This window comes from Lacihabitans sp. CCS-44, assembly GCF_024343735.1.
In the GTDB taxonomy this organism is placed as follows: Bacteria; Bacteroidota; Bacteroidia; order Cytophagales; family Spirosomataceae; genus Leadbetterella.
This window is the reverse complement of sequence record NZ_RJUE01000061.1, coordinates 346065-371907: the sequence shown is the minus strand read 5'-3', so window position 1 is coordinate 371907 and position 25843 is coordinate 346065. Positions and strand designations below refer to the sequence as shown.

Here is a 25843-nt window from a genome sequence, read left to right as displayed (position 1 = left end):
ATAAAAGTTTCGTTTAGAGACTAAAAATCTAATTGATATGGAAATAGCTGTCACGAAAGGTATAAAAGTGAGTGTGGTTGCAGAGTTCCAACCGTTTTATTCAGACCCTGAAAGAAATCATTTTGCTTTTTCATATAGAATTCGAATCGAGAATCACTCCGACTCAACCATGAAATTGCTCAAAAGACACTGGTATATTTGGGATTCAATTGGTGTTTCTGACGAAGTTATTGGCGATGGAGTAGTTGGATTTCAACCAATTATCGAACCGGGGAGCTATCATGAATACGTTTCTGGTTGCAATTTCAAATCAGATACCGGCAAAATGTACGGGTTCTACACTATGGAACGTGTCTTAGATGGAAAAACTTTCCTCATCGTAATACCAGAATTTATAATGATGGTACCCTACAAGCTCAATTAATTTGATGTATTTGGATTTCCTAAAGTACTATTTTCGGGCAGGAAATGCCCACGGCATTCATTCCCCATTTGTTTTTGAATTTTACAACAGAGTTTTAAAAGACAGAGAAAACTGCTCTGACTTTGCGGCAATTGAACATCAAAGGGAACTTCTTCTCGCAAATAAGCAAACCATAAAACGAAGAGATTTCGGAGCTGGAAAAAAGAAAGATTTTCAGGAAACCATAGCTACTGTTGCTAGAACTTCATTAAAACCCAAAAGTTGGGGTCAATTTATATTTCGTTTGGTCAAATTTTACAATTATAAAAATATACTTGACCTCGGAACGTCTTTTGGAATAACAACCTCTTACATAGCAAAGGCAAATCACAATGCTAAAATTCACACATTCGAGGGATGTCCCGAAACCCTTAAAATAGCTAAGAATACTTTTAATAATCTTGAAATTAGTAATATCAGTTCTATTTGTGGGAATATTGATCTTACGTTAATAGAAACAGTAAAGAATCATCCTTTAATAGATTTTGTTTTTTTCGATGCTAATCACCAAAAAGCACCAACGCTTGCGTATTTCGAAACTTGTCTTGCCCGCAAAAATGAAAATGCCTGTTTCGTTTTCGATGATATTTATTGGTCTGAAGAAATGAAAGAAGCCTGGGAGCACATCAAAGCCCACCCTGAAGCCACCGTTTGTATAGATCTTTTTTATTTAGGTATCGTTTTTTTTAAGCCTGGTGTAATCAAACAGAATTTTACCTTAAAATAATCTATGCCATTTATCTACACAATACCATCTTTTATATGCAAATAGCTCTTCTTTTTGAAATTAACTTCTTAAATATGCCTCAAATTCAGTAGATTTGAGAACTTTAAACATTTTGATGAAACATAGGATTAAATTATTATTAGCGGCGATAGGATTGGTGGTTTTTGCTTGTGTGGAGCCCTACGATTTAAACTTTGGAAGTCAAAAAGAGATTTTATTTGTAGAAGCCGACATTAACGACTATGACTCACTACAGTATGTAATTCTCAAGAAAAACATCCCCGAACCCAATAATATCATTTATGTTGATATTGATAATGCCAAAGTAGAAATTATTGAAAACGGCACCGTTTTTTTAAATTGCACCTATACTTCAAATGGCAAGTATGTGCTGCCACAGGGATTTAGAGCTAAGGTTGGTGTTTCTTATCAACTGAAATTTAACATTGGAGGGGCAACATATCTATCGTCTGTAGAAATGGCTTCTAAGAACGAACCCATAGAAACAGTTTATGCTACTTATAAACCCAAAGGCATTAAATATTTGTCGAACGAACTTGATGGCCATGAAGTTTACATCGACACCAAGGACTCAGAAATTAAGGGTCAAAACTATATGTGGCAATGGCGACTTTTTGAAAAGCAAAACTATTGTGCAACATGTGACGGCGGCAGATATTTTACTACGCCCGCTCCATTAGGAAGATGTGTGGATGACGCCAATCTGAAACGTAGAGGTGTTGTATATGACTATTTGTGTAGGTCTGAGTGCTGGGAAATATTCTATAATGATGAGGTGAACATCATGACAGATAATTATGCAAACGGTCAGAAGATTAAAGGTCGATTAGTAGCTAAAATACCTTTCTTTCAGTTTAAAAATGCACTGATTGAGATTCAACAATATTCGATTTCTAAGTCTGCCTTTGATTACTTCAACATAATGGTCAATCAGACAGAGAGAAACGGAACACTAGCAGATACTCCTCCTGCGGGTTTAGTTGGAAATATTATCAACATGTCGGATAAGACCGAAACAATAGGTGGGATATTTATGGTTAGTTCTAAAACCACAAAAACGTTTATAATTCCGAGAATTGGTGATTTCCCAGGTGCGGCAGCTTATGGGCTTTTTAAAGGCAGACAAGCAAGTCCAGAACCTGCAGGAAATGACACCTCTAGGCCACCTTTTGCCCCATGTGTAGAGGACAAGACCCGCACGAAAATAAAGCCAAACGGTTGGATTGACTAAATCTTTAGAGAATTGAAAAAAAATAAGTCCAAAATACTTTTTATTCTTCCGATTGCTATTTTTATAGCTTGTGTAGAGCCTTTTGAACTTACGGTTTCCACCACGGAGTCTTTTTTGATTGTTGATGGCTCCATTGACGACGCCAGTAACGACCAATTCATTGCCATAAAAAGATTTATTCCATCTTCTTCGGGAAGTATAAGCTATGCGGCTGAAGTAGGAGCCGAAGTGAGTATAATTAAAGACAAAAAAGAGCAAATCAATTGTTTTTCAAGAAATGATGGTTATTACTACCTACCATTGGGCTTTAGAGCAATGGTAGGTAGTAAATATCAACTTAAAATTAAATTAGCTGATGGAAAAAGCTATGAATCGTCAGAGGAATTGATGCGAACGACTCCGGATATTACTGGCTACACTGTAAAATTTGACCCAAAAGGTATCAAGCTTGGAGAAAACTCAATTCCTGGCCATTTAATCTACATAGATACAAAAGACCCAGCTCAGTCTGGTGACAATTTTTTGTGGAGCTGGAGGGCTTATGAAAAACAAATTGTTTGTAAAACATGTACTGGTGGAATTTTTATAACATCTCCAGCTCCGTTAGGAAAATGTAATCCCATCAGGGCTTTAGCTGAGGCAGGAGTTGAATATGACTACAAATGCGAGGGGAATTGTTGGGAGATACTTTACTCGCAAGATCTCAACGTCATGAGCGATGCATTTTCTAAAGGCAATGAGATAAAAAATAGGCTGGTTGCAAGTATTCCATATTATCAGGACAATGGATTTTTGATTGAGATCAAACAACAAACGGTTTCTCCGTCGGCATTTCAATATCTAAAAATACTTACCAATCAGTCTCAAAATAATGGGACCTTGGTAGATTCGCCACCAGCTGCATTAATCGGAAATATAAGAAATACAAATAATATTAAAGAAACTGTTGGGGGCTATTTTATGGTTGGAAACTCTAAAGTTCAAAAAATCTGGGTGGATAGATTGGAGGCAAAGGGCTCACAACCGTACAATATGCTTGGAAGAAATGAGAATTTTGAACCTTCTGGGGACGATAGCTCAAGGCCACCTTTTGCTCCTTGCGTACTTACCAACACTAGAACCCCATTAAAACCTGAAGGCTGGCCTTTATAAAATTATATGAAAAAAATATTTACGTTGTTGTTCGTCTTTACCTTAATATTTGCAGTAAAAGAAACTGCTGCACAAGGTTTTTTCACCGTTTCGGGTCAGGTGTTAGACTCCCTCACAAATGAACCGCTTGTTGGTGCAAATGTTAACCTCAATTATGGTGATAATAATGCAATAACAGACAAAAATGGAAAGTTTAGCTTGGTAGCTACCAAAAAAGAAAGTGTAATAACGGTAAAGTTTGTTGGATACAAACCTTGGAGAATTACCCTCTCAAGCAATAAAGACATTACACTTAATATCAAACTTTTGCTTGTTTCGAATGATTTAGAAGAGGTGATTGTGAGTAGTAAAAACCAAGAAACCAATATAAAAAGGCCAATACTGGGTGTTAACTCCTTAAGCATAAAAACTTTAACTAAAATACCATCGGCTTTGGGGGAAATCGACATTTTACGTGGATTGCAGATGTTACCTGGCGTAACAAGTGTAGGTGAAGCAGCCAATGGTGTAAACATAAGGGGAGGAGCAACAGATCAAAATCTTATTTTGTTAGATGATGCTCCAATCTTCAACCCTACACACATGTTTGGATTATTTTCTGCTTTTCCTTCAGAAGCAGTTTCGAGCTTTGATTTATACAAAGGTAACGTACCGACCAGATTTGGAGGTAGAGCAGCGGCAGTTTTAGATGTTACATTAGCTAATCCAAGCCTTGACAAATTCAAAATGTCTGGTGGAATTAGTTTGGTATCCAATCGAATAAAATTAGATGTGCCAATCATCAAAGATAAATTGGGAATTTCTATTTCAGGAAGAGGAGCATTCAACGATTTTTTACTTCCATTAGCCTCAAAAAAACTTGATAATATTAAAGCAAAATTTGGCGATGGTTCTTCAAAAATATTTTTTAGACCAAACACCAAAAATACTTTTACACTCACTACTTACTTTAGCAAAGACTTTTTTCAAACAGAAATATTGGGATCTATCAACGAGATAAATTCTACCAATACACAATACGAATACCAGACCATTAATAATACACTTAATTGGTTTTATGCGATAAACAGCAATTTGAATTTCCAAACCAAATTTATAAGCTCTGATTATGCTCCAACTACCATTTTGCCGGAATTGAATTCTGATAATAAAGTAAAAATAAGATCAGGCATAAGTTATAGACAAGTAAAAACCAACCTGAATTATTTCAAAGGTAAACACAAATTGGAAGTAGGTTTGGATGGAATAAAGTATAACATTAACCCTGGAGAATTGGATCCAGGTAGCAACCAGAACATTAGAAGGGTTATTACTCAGCAAGAAAACGCTTATGAATTAGGTGCTTATATTGAGGATGAGATAGAATTCAGCAAGAGATTTGTTATGACCGCTGGAGTAAGATATTCACAGTTTTTTAATATGGGACCCGGTTCATATAGAACCTACCAAGAGGGGTTTCCAAGAGAAGAAATCGCTCTTTTAGATACCGTTTTTATTAACAAGGGTGTGGTTCAGCAGGCTTTTGGTGGTTTTGAGCCTCGGGTGGGCATGCGATATCAGTTAGACAAGCAAAAATCCTTGAAATTTGGATATAATTTAATGCGTCAATATTTGCAGGTGATAACCAATACAACGACACCACTACCGACTTCAAGATGGAAAACGTCAGATTTGTATATAAAACCACAAATCAGTAGTCTTTACACTCTTGGGTATTTCCAGGAACTTACAGACAATATTTACGAGTATTCAATAGAAGCTTACTGGAGACAAACAAACAATATTGTTGACTATAAACCAGGTGCCGATTTCCTTTTGCAAGAATATCCCGAAAGTCAATTACTGCAAGGCAAAAACAAGTCCTATGGTTTAGAATTCATGATTTCGAAGAAAAAAGGAGAACTGACCGGATGGCTAAATTATACCTACTCCAGAAGTTTCAATAAAGTAGACGAAGGTTTTGGCCCATCACTCCAAATCAACCAAGGAAACTGGTATACTGCAAACTATGATAGGCCTCATTCGGCTAATGCAACCATGGTCATCAATCAGGGTAAACACCACGATTTTTCATTTAATTTTACTTACAGCACCGGACGCCCTTTTACTATGCCACAAGGTTTTATTTTGTATCAGGAAAGAACCTACCCATTCTATTCTTTGAGAAACAACGCAAGAATTCCTGATTACCATCGTTTGGATTTTTCTTGGAATATCTACAATCCGAGTATGGATGAGGCAAAGCGTTGGAAAGGAAACTGGACCTTTACGTTGTATAACCTATATGGAAGAAAGAATGCATATTCTGTTTTCTTAAAAAATCAAGGAACAATTGTAAAAGCGAACAAATTAACCGTTTTTGGAGCTCCCATCGTTTCTTTGTCGTACAATTTTAAGTTTCAATAAGATAATAATCTTTATAAAAAAGCCCTTTCTATATTATTTGAAAGGGCTTTTTGCATTTATCACCAATTGTATTTTTTAAATTTCTGGTAAATGAATTTCTGCAATCATACAACGTGCAGAGCCACCGCCGTAAGTCTCTATTACGCCCAAATCTGGGTGAATAATCTCCGCATAATCCTCTAAGAGTTCCACTTTATGTTTCGATAATGACCTATAAGCTCGGTCTGACATTACTAAGAATTTCTTTCCCAATTTGTTTTTAACTAGAAGCATGTTTCCTGCAAATTCATTCATTTGGCCAAGACTTATTTCAATAACTTCTTTACCCAAACTTTCCAATTTTTGCTTTATCATTAACCTTTCATCCAAATCAGAAATGGATTCTAGACAAATTACACAAAAAGTATCGCCCATACACATCACCACATTGGTATGATAAATAGGATGTTGGTTTTGGTCAAAAGCGTTGAAAGCCACCAAATCATAGTTCATTTGTTTTTTCCAAGCTGCCAAAACCTCAGGGTTTGTTCTTGAGGAAATACACGCAAAAGCAACACGATGCATTCTGTCTAAAACTAAGCTGCCTGTACCTTCCAAAAACTTATTTTCTTCCTCAAAATGAGTGAAATCTAGAACCACATTCAGGTCATATTTCTGCTTTATTTTGTCAAGAATATCTCGTCTTCTTTCGGCTCTGCGGTTTGGAGCTTCCATTGGATAAAGTACAACCTTTCCAGAGTGGTGCATCGAAATCCAATTGTTCGGGAAAATACTATCAGGCGTAAATGGCTCTGGAGTATCTTCAATCACCATTACATTTATACCTCTGAGTTCCAGTTGTTCCACAAATTGGTCGAACGCCACTTGTGCCGAAAAATTAATATTTTCGTCAGTTCCTTTATTTTGGAACTTGTTAGATTCGGCCGTTTGCTCATTAAAATTAAAATTAACTGGCCTAATCATTAATACATTGGAGGTGATTTGTTCTTGCATGATTTTAATTTTTAGGTTGATAAGCAATTCTTTGAAGCGGCATACTCATACAATGCGACCCGCCTCTTGCCCTTGAAAGTTCAGAAGAAGGAAGTAAAATGATGGTGTCTTTAATATCTTCAACTTTTACTTTGCCTTGCTCAAGTTGCTCTACAAGTTCCACAGCATGAATGGTTTTGAAACCGTACTCTCTAAAAGCCTCACTCGTTTTATCGTTTCGGTCATAGCCCACAGCTACGCCTTCTTTTAGCACCAATAGATTGCATGAATCTGTCCATTGTTCTCTAGCTCCAAATGGAAAAACATTGTTGCCTGAATATATAAAATTTACGGGTTCCGTGCATTTCAAATCAATTTCTGAAATGTATTTCAGAAGCTCTTCTAAATTATCAAAATCTCTGCTCAGTACCTTTTCTCCCTCTTTATAAAACTGCTTGATCACAATGTCCTCATGTGTTACTCTTTGGCCCAATTCGTCCCAAACTTTCTCATTTTCAGCTGTTTCTTTGGTTCGAGCTAGGGAACCCAATAAAACCCAAACGTTTCGTTTGATTTGGGTAAAAATGGTATCAATGTGCATATAATCCCGCTTGGCTGGAATTTTTATCAGCGATATTTTTTTGACAATATTTTTGGCAAAAAGCTTATCAATCACCTGTCTGGCTGCTTCTACAGTTGTTCGTTCACTTATGCCTATCAACAAATGATTGGGAGCTACCATCATCACATCTCCTCCTTCAAGGGTGTCAATTCGCTTTCCTTGGTCTTCTGGCAAAAGGAAATGCTCTTCGTCCTCTTCTATTTCTATTATTTTGCCAGTTAATGCCGTAAATAAAGGATGATTAAAGAAAATATATTTGGCCAATAAAGATTCTCTAGACCTCGCCCTTCTTGCAGGTTTATTCAACAAAATATGGTCATTGATAACAATTCCAATATCTCTTGTGAAAATCAAATTCGGGATGGGAGGGAAGAACATTTCTCCAGAATCCGTAATGCCCGTAATCAAAACTTTTGACAACTCTACACTGCCAAAAGTCAAAAAACGCTTCATTTCGAGATATGAACATTCTTCTATGGCACTTACTGCCGCCACCAACTGCACTTTTACCTCTTCAATATTTAAAACATCAGCCAAAAGTTTTTCAAAATCAATTACTTTTTCTGAATTAAAATAACCCTTTGAGTTCGGTTTGAAAAACTCACGCTTTGGATCGGATAAGTCTTGATTGACTATTTTTTCAGGATCTAGAAAAAACAAAAGAAGCTTTACATAATAATCATACTCCTTTCTACGCATGGTATCGAGATGAATAATGTCTTCAAACAACCAATCTTGGGCTTTGGAAGGCACTACTTTTCCCAAACCACTGTCTGGGCTATGAATTATTAAACGTTGTAAAGTTGAAATTTCCGAATCTACAAAAATCTGCTTGTCCATAAATATATTATTTAGCCCTTAAGTCTTTGGCGTTGATAACGTAATCCCATTTTTTATCTCCATTTGCATCGAAAACATTGATTTTCAATACTCTATCAGTTCTTTTTCCGGAAACTTCCATGATACTGAAAGCTTGCGAATTGTACAACTCTGTTCCTTTGATAATGGTATTACCTTTAAGTTCAATATCTGCTGGCTTGCCCGCACTCGAAGTTAGCGGAGAAATTGTCAAGTCATACAAAGGATAAGTGCCGTTTCTCTCCAATTTTTGAAGGTTAGTGTGGTGTCTATCTCCAGAAACGAAAATCACTCCTGAAATTTTGTTTTCAATCAGTTTATCAAAAAGTTTCTTTCTTTCGACAGGGTATGTGGCCATATTTTCAGAAACTGCAGCTTCATTTACAACTTGTCCGCCAGTTATGACAAATTTAAATGGAGCTGCCGAAGCACTCAAAGCGTCGATTAACCAATTTAATTGTTTTTCGCCAAAATAGTCTTTAGTAGAATCTGCCAAATCGTTTGGAGCTCTAAAATACCGATCATCCATCAAGAAAAACTGACAATCTTCCCATAAAAAAGAACCTGTGATTCCTTCATTTTCAAAGATATAATTCGGATTTCCCCAGAAATTCTTGAAAGCTCCCAATGTGGTATTTTTCCCAAAAAAGCTTCTATCGGCATCATTAGGCCCAAAATCATGGTCATCCCAGATGGCGTAATGGTGAACATTTGCCCAAAGAGGTTGAAGTTCCTTAACTTTTTTGAACTCTGAATAACGATGATGCACACCCGTTTTGGTATTCCAATCTACCTCTCTCAAATAGATGTTATCACCGCCCCAAACCATAAAATTCGGCTTTTGGTCATAAATTTTGGCAAAAATTGGGGTGCTTTTTCCATAAGGAACGCCCGGTCTATCAAAACGCTCTTCATTGGTGTAAGTGCAACTCCCGAGTGCAAATTTGAAAGCTGGAGGATCAAATCGATATTGCCAAAGTGTTTGTGTTTGAAATTCTTGCACATTTACAGACTTAACAGGCTTTTTGTTTATCCAAACTTCATATCCATATTTTTTTCCTGGTAAAACTTGGTCTGCAATTAATTTTGCCACATAAGCATTGTCTTTGTTGGTTTGAATCTCGTCAGTAAAATACTTTATAGTAGGAGCCTCTTTGTCCCAATAAGAAAACTTTACGAAATCAGCCTTTTCAGTCTGAACCCATAGCAAAACCTCCCTCATTTCGGAATATCCCAACATCGGCCCAGATTTAATTTGTGCTTGAATACTGGAAATAAATCCAATGAATACGAGTAGGAGAATTGTAGTTTGTTTTTTCATTTGTTGATTTTAATACAACTGCAATTTATACATTCCTTTTCTAATCTTCAATATCCTAAAATTAAGAATTCAATAAATATCATATCGTATCGAAATATGTTAGATTATACTTATTCTATTTAGGTTTTAAAACTTATTTTTGCAGAAAAAAATTATTGATGACTGTTAGAGAAGATAGGTATTTTATTCAAAATCAAGATGTGTTAGAACTTTGTCAGAATTACGGCACGCCACTTTATGTATATGATGGAGCTAAAATAGAAGAAAAAGTAAATGCCTTGAAAGACGCCTTTAGTGGTGTAAAAATGAAAATAAAATACGCTTGTAAAGCCAATACCAATATTTCTGTTCTGAAATTGATGAACAAATTGGGCGTAGATATAGATGTAGTGTCTCCACAAGAAATGGCCATAGCCTTGAAAGCTGGATTTTCGCCAAATCAAATCACTTATACCTCTAGCGGTGTTTCTTTTGACGAAATAGAAGAATGTGTGGCCGAAAATGTGCTTATCAATATCGATAATCTTTCTTCTTTAGAAAAATTTGGTCAAAAATATGGAAATTCGGTTCCAGTTTTGATAAGAATCAGACCGAATATTGAAGGAGGTGGAAATTTAAAAATTAGCACTGGCCATAAGGAATCCAAATTTGGAATTGCAATTGAACAAAAGCCCGCTATTCTAGATTTGATTCAAAAATATGACCTGAACATTGTCGGTATACACCAACACACCGGTTCAGACATAAAAGATGGAAAAACTTTTGTAAATGTGGCCAAAGTAATTTTCGAGTTTGCCATGGATTTTCCAAACCTAAAATATCTAGATTTTGGAGGTGGATTTAAAGTCGCCTACAAAAAAGGAGACATAGAGACAGACATGAAAGATTTGGGAGAAAAAATAAGTGCTTCTTTCAAGGAGTTTTGTCAAAAATATGGAAGAAATTTGGAGTTGTGGTTTGAGCCAGGTAAATATTTGGTAAGCGAAAGCGGGTATTTGTTTGCACAAGTTAATGTCGTAAAAGAAAATCCAACAAAAACACTTTTGGGGCTGAATACGGGTCTAAATCACCTCATTAGGCCTATGATGTACGACGCTTTTCATGATATTGTCAACGTTTCTCAACATACAGAATCTCCAAAAAAAATGTACGACGTGGTGGGATATATCTGTGAAACTGACGATATTGCAAAAGGAAGAGAGCTACCAGAGGCAGCAGAGGGAGACATATTAGCCATAAAAAATGCAGGAGCTTATGGATTCACCATGGCCTCTAATTACAACGCACGTTTTAGGCCAGCCGAAGTTTTGATTTATGAAAACAAGGCACATTTGGTCAGAAAAAGAGAAACACTTCAAGATATATTAACAAACCAAGTCCTTGTGGACTTCTAAAAAATGGATTACAATTTTAAAATTTCTCATAAAAAAGACGAATTCGAGTCGCCTGATTTTTATGGTGTAGATGATTTGTTGACAGATGAACAAAAAATGATCCGCTCATCTGTCCGAGATTTTGTAAAAAAAGATATTTCGCCCATAATTGAGGATGCCGCCCAAAGTGCTAAGTTTCCTTATTATTTGGTAAAAAAAATGGGCGAAATGGGTGTTTTTGGCCCAACTATTCCCGAGAAATATGGTGGTATGGGAACAGATTATACTTCATATGGACTCATGATGCAGGAATTGGAACGTTGTGATTCGGGAATTCGATCGACTGCATCAGTACAAGGTTCTTTGGTCATGTTTCCAATTTTCAAATTTGGCTCTGAGGAACAAAAAATGAAATTCTTACCAAAACTCGCTTCAGGAGAGTTTTTGGGTTGCTTTGGGCTGACTGAACCCGACCATGGTTCAAATCCGAGTGGAATGGTGACCAATTTTAAAGAAGATGGCGAAGATGTCATTTTGAATGGCTCCAAAATGTGGATTTCAAATGCTCCTTTTGCCGATATTGCCGTAGTTTGGGCAAAAAATGAAGCGGGCAGAATTAAAGGTTTGATTGTAGAAAAAGGTATGCCGGGTTTTTCAGCACCTGAAATCCATAATAAGTGGTCTTTGAGAGCGAGTGCGACTGGCGAATTGGTTTTTAACGATGTAAGAGTTCCCAAATCGAATATTTTGCCTGAAGCAGATGGATTAAAAGCTCCTTTGGCTTGTTTGGATAACGCAAGATTTGGCATTGCATGGGGGGCATTAGGTGCTGCCATGGACTGCTATGAAACTGCGAGAAAATATGCGGCAGAAAGAATTCAATTTGGAAAACCGATAGCATCATTTCAGTTGATTCAAAAGAAATTGGCTGAAATGTTGACTGAAATTACCAAAGCACAATTGTTGGTTTGGAAACTGGGTCAAAACAAAACGCAGGGAAAGGCAACGACCGCTCAAATCTCATTGGCTAAACGAAATAATGTGCAAATGGCCTTAGAAATAGGCAGAGAAGCAAGGCAAATATTGGGTGGAAACGGTATTACTGGAGAATTCTCCGTGATGCGACACATGATGAACTTGGAGTCTGTAGTTACTTATGAAGGTACGCATGACATTCACCTCTTGATTTTAGGCAACGAAATAACTGGTATTCAATCTTTTAAATAAAAATATGATAAATGTAGGCCTCATTGGTTTCGGACTTTCTGGTAAATACCTGCAAGCTCCTTTTTTCCAAACCAATCCAAATTTCAACCTAAAAAGTATTGTAACTTCTCAAGAAATACCGAAACACTTATTTCCTGAGACACAAAGAGCGGACTCTTATGAAACTTTGTTAGAAGACGAAACTATTCAGTTAATTTCAATTTGTTCGCCGAGCAATACGCACTTTGAATACGCCAAAAAATGTTTGGAAGCAGGTAAAAATATTCTGATAGAGAAACCCATTACCGCTCATCTTCATGAGGCTGAAGAACTTTTTAGATTAGCCGAGGTCTTAAAACTAAAAATTTGTGTATTCCAAAACCGAAGATTTGATTCTGATTTTATGACCGTTAAAAGCGTTATAGAATCAGGAGTGTTGGGTGAAATAATTTCGTATGAGGCTCATTTTGACAGATATAAGCCTATTTTGAATGCAAAAAAATGGAAGGAGGTTGTAGCTCCTGCAAACGGAATACTTTATGATTTGGGCTCTCATTTAATTGACCAATCTATTTACCTTTTTGGCAAACCAAAAAAAGTTTTTGGCGAAGTGTTTACCCAAAGAGCAGGCTCTGAAATTGACGACGCCTTTGACATAATTTTGGATTATGGAAAGCTCAGGGTAACGTTGAAATCGAGTCTAATGGTTAAAGATCAAGGCCCTAAATATGTTGTAAACGGTACATTGGGTACTTACACAAAGTATGGTTTGGATATTCAAGAAGATCACCTGGTAGCTGGCCTTTGGCCCAATCAACTAGGATTTGGATTTGAACAAAAAAACATGGATGGTTCTATCAAAACCAACATCAATGGCGTAGAAATAACAGGAAAAGTGGAAACCAAAGGAGGAAATTGGGGACTTTTGTTTGATAATTTGGCCGCAGTAATTACAAAAAATGCTGAACCCATTATAAAGCCAGAGCAGATATTAGAACAAATAAATATAATCGAAAAGATAAAAAAAGCCGAGAATTAATCTCGGCTTACCACAATTTGTTGGGATATTTTCCTTCGCCAATTAGTCTGCCCAATTGACTGATAACCATTTCTTTATCTTCTGGATAAGTTACTCCAAACCAATCAGAAGCACTTTCAAATACTTTGCAATTGCCTTTTTTAGAGTCAATCAAATAACTCATCACTTTGGGAATATAAAATTCTGCCTTTGGAGCATCAAAATTTTCTCTTGCATAAGTCTCAAACAAATCTTTTATTTCAGGAAAAACACTCGGCATAAAACCCCAGAAATTCATAGAAACTGGTGTATTTTCTCCCAAAACTACTGGATCTCCCTCGTCAAGAAATGCAATTTCACCATTTTCTTGCTTAATTATTTTAGTCCTTTCGGTCACATTTATCAAAAGACCTTCTGGTGTAGTCACGCAAACTCCTCTTGAAACCGTACCATTTTCAGAGAGTGTATTTTTTATCTGATAGCCAATCATGGCATGCATAGCATCGTCAGTATTGCTACTTAAAAAATCTGCCATAGTCTTGAAAGCTTCAAAGCCATAGAAATCATCTGCATTTATTACAGCAAAAGGTGTTTCTGTTTGATCCCAAGCACACAAAACCGCATGCCCAGTTCCCCAAGGCTTTTCACGTTTTACACCTGACAAATCAGCCGGCACATAACTTTGAAAACCCTGAATCGCAAAGTCGTATTCTATTTTACCCTCTAGTTTCGGGCCAAAAAGCCTGATAAAATCTTCCTTAAGCTCTTCACGAATAATAAATACGACTTTGCCAAATCCTGAACGTATAGCATCATAAAGTGAATAATCAATTATAGTTTCTCCGTTTGGGCCAAAAGGGTCAATCTGCTTTATGCCTCCGTAACGGCTTCCCATTCCAGCCGCTAAAATCAATAGTGTAGGTTTCATTTATCTTTTTTTTGCAAAAATAGTTATATTTAAATATTTCTAAAGAAATTCTTTAAGTGTAATATTAACATTTATTAATAAATTTGTGGTTAATTCTAAATAATTAACTTTAAATGAAGAAAATAGTATTTCTAAAACTCTTATTGTTGCAAACATTTTTGGTGTTTGCACAGAAAGATTTCCCGCTCAATACGGCCACTTGGAGTATTTCTAGTCCTTGGCAAAGTGCAAGTAAGATTACATTGAATCCAATCAATGAAAAGAAAACCCAAATAATTGATGGAAAGTCGATTATATACTCCAAAACTCCAAACAGCAGTATTGCCTCGGGGATAAACTTACAGGATTTAAAACTGAAATTTTACATTCTGCAGTCAAAATCAGGCAATGCAAAACTGAATCTTGGCGATAATTTGAGTTTAATTTTTGATATGAATTCAAATGCCACATTTGGAGCCATTTTAAAAAACAACGAAACAATCATTAAACCTTTGGCAGAAGCTAAAAGAAAGGAAGGTCTGTGGCAGAAAGTGGAATTGGTGCTGTCTCTAACTGGATTGAACAGCATTCCAGTGATTGAAAAGGTAATTTTGAACGATTTGCTAATTCATTCAAATGTACTTTTGCCCAATCTAAAAAGTACAAATGGAAGTCTATCATTCACTAATCAGACTGGTCTATTGGCTTTCAAAGATTTTGAATACATAGGATTTGAGAAAAAGCAACCTATTTCAATCAGTAACTTATCTTATACGTTAGAAGAAACCTACAACTCTGACCGCTCTTTTGAATCAAAAAAACAAGAAAAAGTAAGTGGCAAAAGTTCTTCTTTGACTTCTGACATTCCGAATAATTTCAATAAATATATCCTTCATTATAAGGGAGATATGAATGTAGAAAAAGATGCTTTATACGGATTTACCCTCGAACATCAAGGAACTGCTAAACTTTTGATAGATGGTGAACAAGTAGTAGGTTCAGGCGAATATTTGTACAGAAACCCTATCTCGGGTTTAAAAGAAATAAAGGCTGGGAAACACAGTTTTGAATATATTTACCATCCTATTTATTGGAGACCCGTTTTCGGTGTTGAAGTTTCTGGGGCCGATTTTAGACCTTATGGCTTAAACGACCCAAAAATGCTACCTACACGCCAATTGGATGGAGGAATATTTATTGAGAATGTAGAAAATAAGGCAAAAACCATCAGGTCATTTCTAAATTTCAAAGAAACTAAACTCACAAAAGTGATTTCAGTGGGTACGCCAGAAAAAATACATTACTCGTTTGATCTAGACAATGGCTCTTTGTTACAAGTATGGAAAGGAAAATTTGCCGATGTTACGCAAATGTGGCATGAAAGAGGTGAACCCCAATTATTTTATCCGTCTGGATTGATTACGGTTCTAAACGATGAAATTCCATTTTTTGAACTCAACAACGAAGCTCAAACCAAGCCAGATATTTACACAGAATTCGTGAATGTAGGTTATGATTTGGATGAAAACGGTGTTCCAACTTATACTTACAATTGGAAAAACGCTAGCTTCACACAAAAGTTTTCGCCTAGCAATGATGGACTCCTATGCGAGGTAACGAGCAGCGAAACGGCCAAATTTGGATATACATTGGCCATTGGCAACGAAATAACTAAGCTTAGCGACCAACTGTACAAAGTTGACAACTTTTATGTTGAAATTAACGAAAAAGCGAAGTTTTATATCAAAGAAAATAGTGGAAAATACTATTTGAGGACTAATTTGACAGGAAAAATTGCTTATACTTTAACTTGGTAAATCATGAAACATATAATATTAACAGGTATTTCATTTTTGTTTTTGTGCCAAAATATTGAGGCACAACAGAAACCACAAACGGAAGACGATTTCTATAAAATTATTACCCTGCCAACTCCAGAAGGCGTTGAAATGGAAGTAGGAGGGCTCACAATACTGAATGACGGAAATATTGCAACTTCAACAAGAAGAGGTGAGATTTTTCTAATCAAAAACCCGTACATGATTGATAACACTCCACCTATTTATAAAAAAATAGCTGAAGGAATGCATGAAGTTTTGGGTCTAAATTTTATCGATAATAAGTTTTTCGCTACACAAAGGGGAGAAGTTACCACTTTGGAAGACAAAAATGGGGATGAAATAATAGATTCTTATAAGACTTTCTACAAATGGCCACTTTCGGGCAATTATCACCAATATTCATACGGTCCGATATTGCTACCCAATAAAGACATGCTTTTCACACTTAATCTGGATTGGATTGGAAGAGGAGCGAGTCTTTCAAAATGGCGTGGTTGGATGTTAAAAATCAGCCCAGATGGTAAAATGACACCTTGGGCTACGGGACTTCGTTCACCATCAGGTTTTAATATCAATAAGGCCGGAGATATTTTTTACACCGAAAACCAAGGAGACTGGGTGGGTTCAGGAAGGGTAACGCACTTAGAAAAAGGAGATTTTGCAGGAAATGCGGCTGGCTTAATTTGGTCAGGGGAGAAAGATTCTCCTGTAAAGCTGACATTTAAAGATATACCTGATACTGGAGAGCCTTTGTACGATGTGGCCAAAAGGGTACCGGGTATAAAACCACCTGCTGTTTGGTTTCCGCATACTTTAATGGGTATTTCTACTTCTGATATTCTAGAATTGGACTCTCCGAAAAACTTTGGGCCTTTTGAAGGTCAAATGTTTGTAGGTGATCAAGGCCATAGCAAAATTATGAGAATGTACCTCGAAAAAGTGAATGGTGTTTATCAAGGAGCTTGTTTTCCATTTAGAGAAGGCTTTAGCTCGGGTATTTTACGAATGAAATGGGGCCTTGATGGGTCTATGTTTGTAGGTATGACCAGCCGAGGTTGGGCCTCAACAGGTAAAGAAAAGTTTGGTTTACAACGCATGGTTTGGACAGGGAATATGCCTTTCGAAATGAAAACTATCAAATCAATGCCAGATGGTTTCAAGATAGAATTTACCCAAGAAGTTGACAAAAAGACTGCACTTGATGCTGATAATTATAGCTTTAGCAGTTTCAATTATAAATATCATCATTTCTATGGTAGTCCTGTTATCAATAATTTAAAACTCAAAATCAAAGGTATCAAATTAGCGGATGACAACATGAGTGTAAGAATTGTATTGGACACTTTACGCCTTGGCTACATACATGAAGTGAAAATGGAAGGCATATTGAATAGTCAAAATAAACCCTTGTTGCACAATGTAGGCTATTACACTTTGAATCAGATAAATTCGGCCGATGTCAAGATTGATTTGTCGTTTTTTGGAGTAAAAGAAAAAGCTATGACCCATGAAAATCACAACATGGAGGATATGAAAGTGGCCTCTTTGCCTGTATCAGCCAAAAGAATAAGCAAAATGCCTGAAAGTTGGAACAACACTGTTGACCAAACCATCACCATTGGCACGAAACCCGGGTTAAAGTTCGACATCAGTAATGTTCGAGTAAAAGCAGGTTCAAAAATCAAATTGGTCTTTGAAAACAACGACGATATGCTCCATAACTTATTGATTGTAAAGCCAAATACAGTAGATAAAGTTGGAAAAGCCGCACTAGAACTTGGCTTAGAAGGAGCACAACAAAACTATATCCCGAATTTGGAAGAGGTGATTTACCATACAGGTATATTAGAACCAGAATCGTCGGAAACAATCTATTTTGTGGCACCATCTAAAGCTGGAAATTATACTTTTGTTTGTACTTTCCCAGGTCATTATACACTTATGCAAGGCACTTTGAGAGTGAAGTAATTTAAGCTAATACTTATACTTAAGAATAAATGTCTCATTGGAATCTTCCAATGGGACATTTATATTTTATTCAATTTTCAACGAAAAAAACTATTTCCACTAAATCAACAAAATTCACACTTTAGTCTATAAAACCAGCAAAAAAACACCAATTTCAAAAAACAAAACTGCGATTATATTATCTTTAACAATTATTAATCATCATTTAAACTAATCTTTATGAAAAGACTATTTCTCTTTTTATTAAATCTATTTGGTCTGGGATTGGCAGCATATGCACAGCCAACTTTCCATGAAAACGGGGTGAGAGACAAACGCCCAGAATACAGTTTGTTTAAAAATGCCACTATACATGTTGACGGCAAAACCACCATTTCTAACGGTTGGCTACTTATCAAAGGTGATAGGATAGAGAAAGTTGGTAAAGATTTCGAATTTCCAAAATCCGCTCAGGTTTATGATTTAGCTGGAAAACACATTTATCCTGGCTTCGTAGACGTTTATTCAGACTACGGAATGCCCGAAATCAAAAGAACTAGAGGTGGAAATTTCTATGAAACGCAATTCAATTCACAAAAAGATGGTGCTTACTACTGGAATCAGGCGATTAAACCAGAAACAAAGGCAGCCGAAATTTTCAAAGCAAATCCAAAAGGAGCAGAAGATTTAAGAAAAATTGGTTTTGGAGCTGTTGTTTCTCATTCAAAAGACGGCATAGCTCGTGGAAACTCTGCTTTGGTTTCATTGGCCAATGGAAAAGAAAACGAAGTATTGCTAAAATCTGACGTTTCAGCCCATTTTTCTTTTGAAAAAGGTTCGAGCACACAGACCTACCCCGTTTCACTTATGGGTTCTGTTGCTTTACTACGTCAGGCATATTACGATGCCACTTGGCTTAAAAACGGCGGAAGTAGTTCGGAAAGAAACCTATCTTTAGAAGCTTTGTCAGGCAGCATGACTTTACCAGCTGTTTTTCATGGAAAAAGCATTCTGGACGCCCTTAGAGCCGATAAAATTGGTAAAGAGTTCGGTCAGAAATATATTCTAAAATCTGGTGGAGACGATTATCAAAGAATTGATGAAATTAAAAAACTCAATACGCATATCATTGCACCTATTAATTTCCCTAAAGCTTTGGATGTTGAAGATCCTCTTGATGCTGAATCTGTTTCATTAACTGATCTTAAGCATTGGGAATTGGCACCTACCAATTTAGGGAAATTGGCTTCGAATCAAATCAGCTTCTCTATTACATCCTCTGATCTTGTAGACAAATCACATTTTTTTGGAAATTTGCAAAAGGCTGTTGCACATGGTTTAGACAAAGGTGCTGCATTAGATGCACTCACCAATCAACCTGCTAAAGCCTTCAAAATTGATAACTTAGTTGGATCGATAAAAACTGGTCTTATTGCCAATTTCTTGATTTCTAACGAGGATATTTTTGATGCAAAAGCCAAATTATTAGAAAACTGGGTACAAGGTCAAAAGTTTGTTATCACAGATTTAAGCCTTTCGGCAATAAATGGCAAATACAAAGTCAACATTCCAGGTTTTACCAAATTGGAAATAACCGGTGAAAACGATAAACCAGCACTTGAGTTTTTCGAAAATGATACTACCAAAATTAAAGCTACCACAGTAAGAGATAGAAATTTCCTAACCATAAGTTACAAGAAAAAAGAAGCTGGTTCTTACAGACTTTCTGGCTTTATAGCTGATAAAAAGATATCCGGAGAAGGTAAAGATCCTAATGGACAAACTTTTATATGGTCAGCAACGTTAGAGGAAGCAACCGCTGAAAAAGCTAAAACGGATACTACAAAAAAAGCGGAATTGCCTAAAGTAGGAGACTTGGTTTATCCTTTTGTAGCATTCGGTAATCCTTCAATTCCTGCAAAGCAAGATTTATTGATTAAAAATGCAACTATCTGGACCAACGAAAGCGACGGAAACATCACAGGTGATGTTTTGGTAAAAAATGGTAAAATAGAAACTGTTGGTAAAAACCTATCTGCACCAGGAGCCAAAGTGGTAGATGGAACAGGAAAGCACCTTACTAACGGAATTATCGATGAACACAGTCATATAGCTCTATTCTCAATCAACGAAGTAGAAACGGTTTCATCAGAAGTAAGACAAGAAGACGTAGTTAACTCTGAGGATATAAATATTTACCGACAGTTAGCTGGAGGTGTTACGACATCTCAACTTTTGCATGGTTCTGCTGACTGTATTGGTGGACAATCAGCCATCATTAAACTTAAATGGGGTGAAACGGCTGAAAATCTAATTATTCCGAACTCTCCTAAATTCATCAAGTTTGCTTTGGGAGAAAACGTTAAAAGAGGAAATGCTCCTCAGGCTCCCAATCGCTACCCTAGTACAAGAATGGGTGTGGAACAAGTTTTTAATGACGCATTTACACGAGCCATTGCCTACAAGAAAGAATGGACAAACTATAACAATCAGAAGGTAAAAACTGGTCTTATTGCACCAAGAAGAGACCTAGAATTAGATGCTTTGGTTGAAATCCTCGATGGCAAAAGAAACATCACTTGTCACTCTTATGTACAGTCAGAAATCAACATGTTAATGAAATTGGCTGACTCTTTAGGTTTTAAAGTGAATACTTTGACACACATTTTGGAAGGATACAAAGTTGCCGACAAAATGAAGGCAAGAAATATCAATGCCTCGACTTTCTCAGACTGGTGGGCATATAAAATGGAAGTGAAAGAAGCAATTCCTTACAATGCTGCCATTATGACAAAGGTTGGTGTAAACACGGCCATAAACTCTGATGATGCTGAAATGGCAAGAAGACTGAACCAAGAAGCTGCTAAAACCATCTTGTATGGTGGTTTAACAGAAGAACAAGCTTGGAAAACAGTTACACTCAATCCAGCCAAAATGCTTCACTTAGACGACAGACTTGGTTCGATCAAAAAAGGTAAAGATGCGGATTTGGTTCTCTGGACTGACAACCCACTTTCGGTATATGCCAAGCCAGAGAAGACCATTATCGACGGTACTATCTATTTCGATCTTGAAAATGAATCGTCTAAATTCAAAAGTGTAGAAACTGAGAAAAACAGAATTATTCAGAAACTTTTACTCGAGAAGAGCAAAGGAACTCCAACAGTTAGACCTACAACCAGAACAAGACCATCAGACATACATTGCGATGCCATTTTAGAATATGATGGAGTATCGGTTGAAAATTTGGATGAATATTTAGAAAAAATGAACAATCAAAACTAAGAATGATGAAAAAAATAATCATAGCAATACATTTCATTTTGATTAGTCAGTGCGTAATGGCTCAAAACCCAGCCGCTGGCAAATCTGTGGCGGGCGTTACAGTTTTTAGTAATGCCAAAATCTATGTTGGAAATGGCAAAGAAATAAACAACGGTTCGTTGGTTATCGAAAATGGTAAGATAACGGCAGTGGCTGAGGGAGACCTTTCAGCAAGTTATGCGTCTGCCAAGAAAGTGAATGTTGGAGGGAAACACATTTATCCTGGCATCATCTCTCCGGTGAATTCTCTTGGTTTAACCGAAATAGAAGCCGTAAGAACCACTTCTGATTTTCAGGAAGTGGGGCAGTTAAACTCTAATGTGAGAGCTTTGATAGCTTACAATACGGATTCTGAGGTAATTCCAACAGTAAGAAGTAACGGTGTTTTAATCACACAAGCAACACCTGAAGGTGGCTTGATTTCAGGTAGATCCTCTGTAATGTATCTAGATGGATGGAACTGGGAAGACGCTCTTTTGAAAGCAGATGATGGCGTTTGGTTAAATTGGCCGTCGAAAATGACCAATTCGTTTGATTTTGCTACTGGCACAAGAGAGTCCAAGAAAAATGAAAATTATCAAACAACCATTGACGAACTGAATAAGTTTTTTGCTCAAGCCAAGTTAATGGCCTCAGAAAATAATTTATATGACAATCTGAAACTTTCAGCAATGAATGGCGTATTGAAAGGAAACGATAGGTTATACATTCAAATCGGAAATGACAAAGAGGCACTTGATGCCATCTCGTTTTGTTTAGCAAATCAAATAAAGTTACCAGTAATAGTAGGTGCAGTTTATTCTGAAACAGCCATAAATGCTCTGAAGGAAAACAATGTACCAATCATCATTCCTAGTACCCATAGATTACCCGCCAAAACTGATGCTGACGTATGGGAAGCATATAAACTTCCTTTCAAATTGTTCAGCAAAGGCATATTAGTTGGTATGCATTACAATGATTCTTATTGGAGAACAAGGAATTTGCCTTTTGTTGCGGGAAATGCAGTAGGTCATGGCCTAACCAAAGCTCAAGCCTTGTCTATGATCACTTTAAACAATGCCAAAATACTCGGAATTGACAAAGAAGTAGGAACACTTGAAATTGGTAAACATGCTACTTTTATTATTTCTGAAGGTGATATTTTGGACATGAGAACTGCCAAAGTGACCCAGGCATTTATAAGAGGGGCTGAAGTTTCGCTTGACGATAAGCAAAAAAGATTGGCGGAAAAGTATAATTCGAAGTATGGAATAAAGTAATAATTAAGTTTCTCTTTCATGTTGAGGGTTTGGTGTTTTACGCCAAACCCTTTTTTATAACCGTACTTTTATCCTAAATTTGTAAAAATTCGCTGTTTTAATGAAAATCGGGATTATTGGTTTGGGTGATATGGGCAAGCTTTTTGCCAAAACTTGGGATTCCCTTTCCATGGAAGTATACGGCTGTGACCTACCCAATAAATATGACGACTTGGTAAAAGAACTTTCTGATACCAATATAAAAGTTCTTCACGACGCAGTTTCGGTTTCTAGAATCTGTGATTTTATTATGTATTGTGTAGAGGCAGAAAACATTGCAGAGGTAGTAAAATTTGCTGGTCCATCCACAAAATACGGTGCAATAGTAACAGGTCAAACCTCCGTAAAAGCTCCTGAAATTGCCGCTTTTGAAAAATATTTACCAAAAGATACGCAAATTGTGGGCTCTCATGCATTGTTTGGGCCAGCCATCAATCCCAAAGGACAGACAATTGCCATTTTTCAGCACAGAGCCTCAAATGAAGCGTTTGCGTTATCACAAGAACTCTTTTCTCAAACAGGAGCAAAAGTCGAAGTTCTAGATGACTTTCATGCCCATGACAAAATGATGGCTGATATTCAAGTTATTACGCATGTTGGATTTGAGAGCATAGGTACAGCATTTATGCACAGAAAATCTTTTCCTTGGGAAGATAAAAATACTATTAACGGTATCGACAATATGAAGATTCTGCTCACTTTGAGAATCTTTTCATACAAATCACATGTTTATTCGGGTTTAGCATTTCACAATCCTTATGCCATTAAAGATGTGAGAAAGTTTGCGACTACTGAAAATGAGCTTTTCGGTATGATGATATCCGAAAACAAACAAAAATTTAGAAATAAAATATTGAAAGCCAAGGAAACTGTTTTTGGGCTGCATGATTCCAAGATGATGCTTAATGACGAAATTATGCAGGAATATACCCTCAATCCTGGCGAAAATCACAAAGCAAATTCTCATTTAAGTTTATTAAGCATGGTTTGCACCTGGGCCGAATTAGGTATAAATCCTTACAAGAACCTTGTGTGCCAGACACCACCGTTTAAGTTAAGAGTGGGATTGGCCGAGTATTTATTTTTGAATGATGATTTGTTAGAAGAAACCATTGAAACTGCTTTAAAAGATAAGACCAACATAATCGATGATTTGGCTTTTCACACGGCAGTTCATGAATGGACAAACATCCTTGAATTAGGTGACAAAAAGGCTTATGAACAACATTTTGATGCCACCAAGAAGTTTTTAGCACCCAGATTGGAAGAGGGAAGAAGAAAAAGCAACGAACTAATTTCAAGAATAAATAAATGAAGGAAGTTGACTTAAGCAAATTTGATAATTCTTGGTACAAACCAGGAAGTTTTCTCAAAAGATTTTTTTGGCATGTTATTAGTAACATATTTATCAACAGCACATTACCATTTCCATTAAAAATTAAAATTCTAATTTTGAGACTTTTTGGAGCCAATATCGGTCATAATGTTACAATTAAACCAAGCGTAAACATTAAATATCCATGGTTCTTGACAATTAAAGACAATGTTTGGATTGGTGAAAATGTTTGGATTGATAATTTTGTCGATGTTGTGATTTGTGAAAATGTATGTATTTCTCAAGGAGCATTATTGCTCACAGGAAACCATGATTATTCAAAACAAACTTTCGACCTGAAACCAGGAAAAATCACTATTGAAAAAGGTGCATGGGTGGGAGCAAAGACGGTGGTTTGTCCTGGAGTAACATTGGAAAATCATGCTGTTTTGACAGTGGGATCGGTTGCTACCAAAAACTTATCCGCTTACTCAGTTTTCCATGGAAATCCTGCGATTTTTGTTAGAGAGCGTAAAATTTTAGACTAATCTTTCCTTTAAATAAGAAAATAGAGCAATATTCATCTATTTTTTTGTAAGGAAATTGCTTTTGTGACTATATTTGATTTGTTCTGATGAAGAAATTTTATAAAAAATGAATTTTATATTCGAAAATCTGTTTATCGAAAAAACCTACCAACTGGTCATTTCGATGGTGTTATCATTTGCTATTACTTGGAGGTCAATACCAGTAATAATAAACATTTGTAACCTAAAGGGACTAATGGTGGACCCTATTAAGAGAAGTTCTCATGAAACTCCCACACCCACTTTTGGAGGAGTGGCTATATTTGCAAGTACCTTGATTGGGTATATGCTTTGGAATTTCAATGATGAAGGTTTTTTGTTGCATAAAGTTTTCGCAGGCTTGGTTATTTTGTTTTTTCTTGGAATCAAAGATGATCTTTTTGCTTTGGACGCATTGAAAAAGCTTGGATCTCAAGTATTGGTTGCCATTTTGGTGGTTGTTGGAAGTGATTTAAGAATTACTAGTTTTTTTGGAATATTCGGAGTCTATGAACTTCCCTACATAGTTAGTGCCCTTTTTACGATTTTTTTGATTGTTGCTCTTATTAATTCATTCAACTTAATAGATGGGGTAGACGGTCTTTCTGGTGGAATAGCGATGATAGCAAGTGCTGGGTTTGCTCTTTGGTTTGCACTTAACAATGAATGGTCTTTAGCTTGTTTGGGTTTTTCAATGGCCGCTTCATTATTAGGATTTCTCAGATACAACTTTTCTCCTACTAACAAAATATTCATGGGAGATACTGGTTCTTTAATCGTTGGGTTTGTAGTTGCAGTGCTTTCAATCAAATTTGTTCAGCACAATGTATTCAATACCAATCCTAACTCTGTTTATAGGAATGCTCCTGTTATTGCAATTGTACTATTATCTGTTCCAATTTTTGATACTTTGCGGGTTTTTGGTTTACGAATATTAAAGGGGAAGTCGCCTTTTAAAGCAGATAGACTTCATCTTCATCATTTAATGGTTGATAACGGTTTATCACATATTGCTACTTCGTTTATTCTGTATTTTGCTACTATCTCATTGACTACTTTTACATATGTTTTAAGAACTTTTTTTACAAATACGCAGCTTTCAATATCTTTATTGGTATTGTTTGTAGCCTATCTTTTAGTAGCTAGACAATTGGAAGTTAGAAGGTTAAAATTCTACAAACAGAAAATATCTAATAAAGAAGCAGAAAAGAGTTTAAAGTCGCTCAGGAAGCCTTCACTGAAATTTGAGAGGAGTATTAATCCAAATTGATA

19 protein-coding genes are annotated in these 25843 nt (G+C 36.3%); 15 read left to right on the top strand and 4 right to left on the bottom strand.

Going from position 1 to position 25843, the window contains the following annotated elements; genetic code table 11:
- The first annotated feature begins 37 nt into the window (after window positions 1-37).
- From apaG to EGI26_RS17960, 5 genes are all read left to right on the top strand, one after another.
- Window positions 38-424, top strand: coding sequence for a Co2+/Mg2+ efflux protein ApaG (apaG, locus tag EGI26_RS17980; RefSeq protein ID WP_255080454.1), 387 nt, complete (start codon window positions 38-40; stop codon window positions 422-424).
- A gap of 4 nt (window positions 425-428) precedes the next feature.
- A complete protein-coding gene (locus EGI26_RS17975) occupies window positions 429-1190 on the top strand; it encodes an O-methyltransferase (protein WP_255080453.1) in 762 nt (253 codons plus the stop codon).
- A 115-nt stretch (window positions 1191-1305) separates the two neighbouring features.
- On the top strand, window positions 1306-2442 hold the full coding sequence (locus tag EGI26_RS17970) for a DUF4249 domain-containing protein (protein ID WP_255080452.1): 1137 nt from the start codon (window positions 1306-1308) through the stop codon (window positions 2440-2442).
- 12 nt (window positions 2443-2454) lie between these two features.
- Complete coding sequence (locus tag EGI26_RS17965) at window positions 2455-3594, top strand: DUF4249 domain-containing protein (protein WP_255080451.1); 1140 nt, start codon at window positions 2455-2457, stop codon at window positions 3592-3594.
- A 6-nt stretch (window positions 3595-3600) separates the two neighbouring features.
- Window positions 3601-6000: a TonB-dependent receptor domain-containing protein gene (locus EGI26_RS17960; RefSeq protein ID WP_255080450.1), complete on the top strand. Its 2400-nt coding sequence runs from the start codon at window positions 3601-3603 to the stop codon at window positions 5998-6000.
- A 75-nt stretch (window positions 6001-6075) separates the two neighbouring features.
- Here EGI26_RS17960 and ctlX read toward each other — a convergent pair whose 3' ends face one another.
- Genes ctlX through EGI26_RS17945 form a run of 3 tightly spaced genes read right to left on the bottom strand, consistent with a single transcriptional unit; the run spans window position 6076 to window position 9773 of the window.
- A complete protein-coding gene (gene ctlX, locus EGI26_RS17955; protein ID WP_255080449.1) occupies window positions 6076-6993 on the bottom strand; it encodes a citrulline utilization hydrolase CtlX in 918 nt (305 codons plus the stop codon).
- A 4-nt stretch (window positions 6994-6997) separates the two neighbouring features.
- Entirely contained in the window at window positions 6998-8434 is a 1437-nt protein-coding gene (locus EGI26_RS17950) for an arginine deiminase family protein (protein WP_255080448.1), read from the bottom strand.
- A 7-nt stretch (window positions 8435-8441) separates the two neighbouring features.
- Window positions 8442-9773, bottom strand: a complete 1332-nt coding sequence (locus tag EGI26_RS17945) for an alkaline phosphatase (protein WP_255080447.1) — start codon at window positions 9771-9773, stop codon at window positions 8442-8444.
- Between the two features lie 158 nt (window positions 9774-9931).
- On the opposite strand from EGI26_RS17945, the gene lysA reads away from it, so the two are divergent.
- From lysA to EGI26_RS17930, 3 genes are read left to right on the top strand one after another with little or no spacing between them, the layout of a single operon-like run.
- Window positions 9932-11167, top strand: coding sequence for a diaminopimelate decarboxylase (lysA, locus tag EGI26_RS17940; RefSeq protein ID WP_255080446.1), 1236 nt, complete (start codon window positions 9932-9934; stop codon window positions 11165-11167).
- A gap of 3 nt (window positions 11168-11170) precedes the next feature.
- Window positions 11171-12373, top strand: a complete 1203-nt coding sequence (locus EGI26_RS17935; protein WP_255080445.1) for an acyl-CoA dehydrogenase family protein — start codon at window positions 11171-11173, stop codon at window positions 12371-12373.
- Between the two features lie 4 nt (window positions 12374-12377).
- Window positions 12378-13391, top strand: a complete 1014-nt coding sequence (locus tag EGI26_RS17930) for a Gfo/Idh/MocA family oxidoreductase (protein ID WP_255080444.1) — start codon at window positions 12378-12380, stop codon at window positions 13389-13391.
- Between the two features lie 7 nt (window positions 13392-13398).
- On the opposite strand, the gene EGI26_RS17925 is transcribed toward EGI26_RS17930, so the two are convergent.
- Window positions 13399-14298: a sugar phosphate nucleotidyltransferase gene (locus tag EGI26_RS17925; RefSeq protein ID WP_255080443.1), complete on the bottom strand. Its 900-nt coding sequence runs from the start codon at window positions 14296-14298 to the stop codon at window positions 13399-13401.
- Window positions 14299-14411: 113 nt separating this feature from the next.
- Between EGI26_RS17925 and EGI26_RS17920 the strand changes: the two genes are divergently transcribed.
- The 7 genes from EGI26_RS17920 (at window position 14412) to EGI26_RS17890 (ending at window position 25841) form a co-directional block, all read left to right on the top strand.
- A complete protein-coding gene (locus EGI26_RS17920) occupies window positions 14412-16094 on the top strand; it encodes a hypothetical protein (protein WP_255080442.1) in 1683 nt (560 codons plus the stop codon).
- A gap of 3 nt (window positions 16095-16097) precedes the next feature.
- Window positions 16098-18086 (top strand): plastocyanin/azurin family copper-binding protein, encoded by a 1989-nt coding sequence (locus EGI26_RS17915; protein ID WP_255080441.1) that lies wholly within the window; start codon window positions 16098-16100, stop codon window positions 18084-18086.
- A gap of 219 nt (window positions 18087-18305) precedes the next feature.
- Window positions 18306-21350, top strand: coding sequence for an amidohydrolase family protein (locus EGI26_RS17910; RefSeq protein WP_255080440.1), 3045 nt, complete (start codon window positions 18306-18308; stop codon window positions 21348-21350).
- Between the two features lie 2 nt (window positions 21351-21352).
- Window positions 21353-22651 carry an amidohydrolase family protein gene (locus tag EGI26_RS17905; protein WP_255080439.1) on the top strand — a complete coding sequence of 433 codons (1299 nt, stop codon included), beginning with the start codon at window positions 21353-21355 and terminating at the stop codon, window positions 22649-22651.
- Between the two features lie 100 nt (window positions 22652-22751).
- The gene (locus EGI26_RS17900) at window positions 22752-24005 is read left to right on the top strand and encodes a prephenate dehydrogenase (RefSeq protein WP_255080438.1); all 1254 of its coding nucleotides are present in this window, start codon (window positions 22752-22754) and stop codon (window positions 24003-24005) included.
- Window positions 24002-24553: a WcaF family extracellular polysaccharide biosynthesis acetyltransferase gene (locus tag EGI26_RS17895; RefSeq protein ID WP_255080437.1), complete on the top strand. Its 552-nt coding sequence runs from the start codon at window positions 24002-24004 to the stop codon at window positions 24551-24553. Before EGI26_RS17900 ends, EGI26_RS17895 begins: the two co-directional genes overlap by 4 nt.
- A 106-nt stretch (window positions 24554-24659) precedes the next feature.
- The gene (locus tag EGI26_RS17890; protein WP_255080436.1) at window positions 24660-25841 is read left to right on the top strand and encodes a glycosyltransferase family 4 protein; all 1182 of its coding nucleotides are present in this window, start codon (window positions 24660-24662) and stop codon (window positions 25839-25841) included.
- Window positions 25842-25843 lie beyond the last annotated feature (2 nt).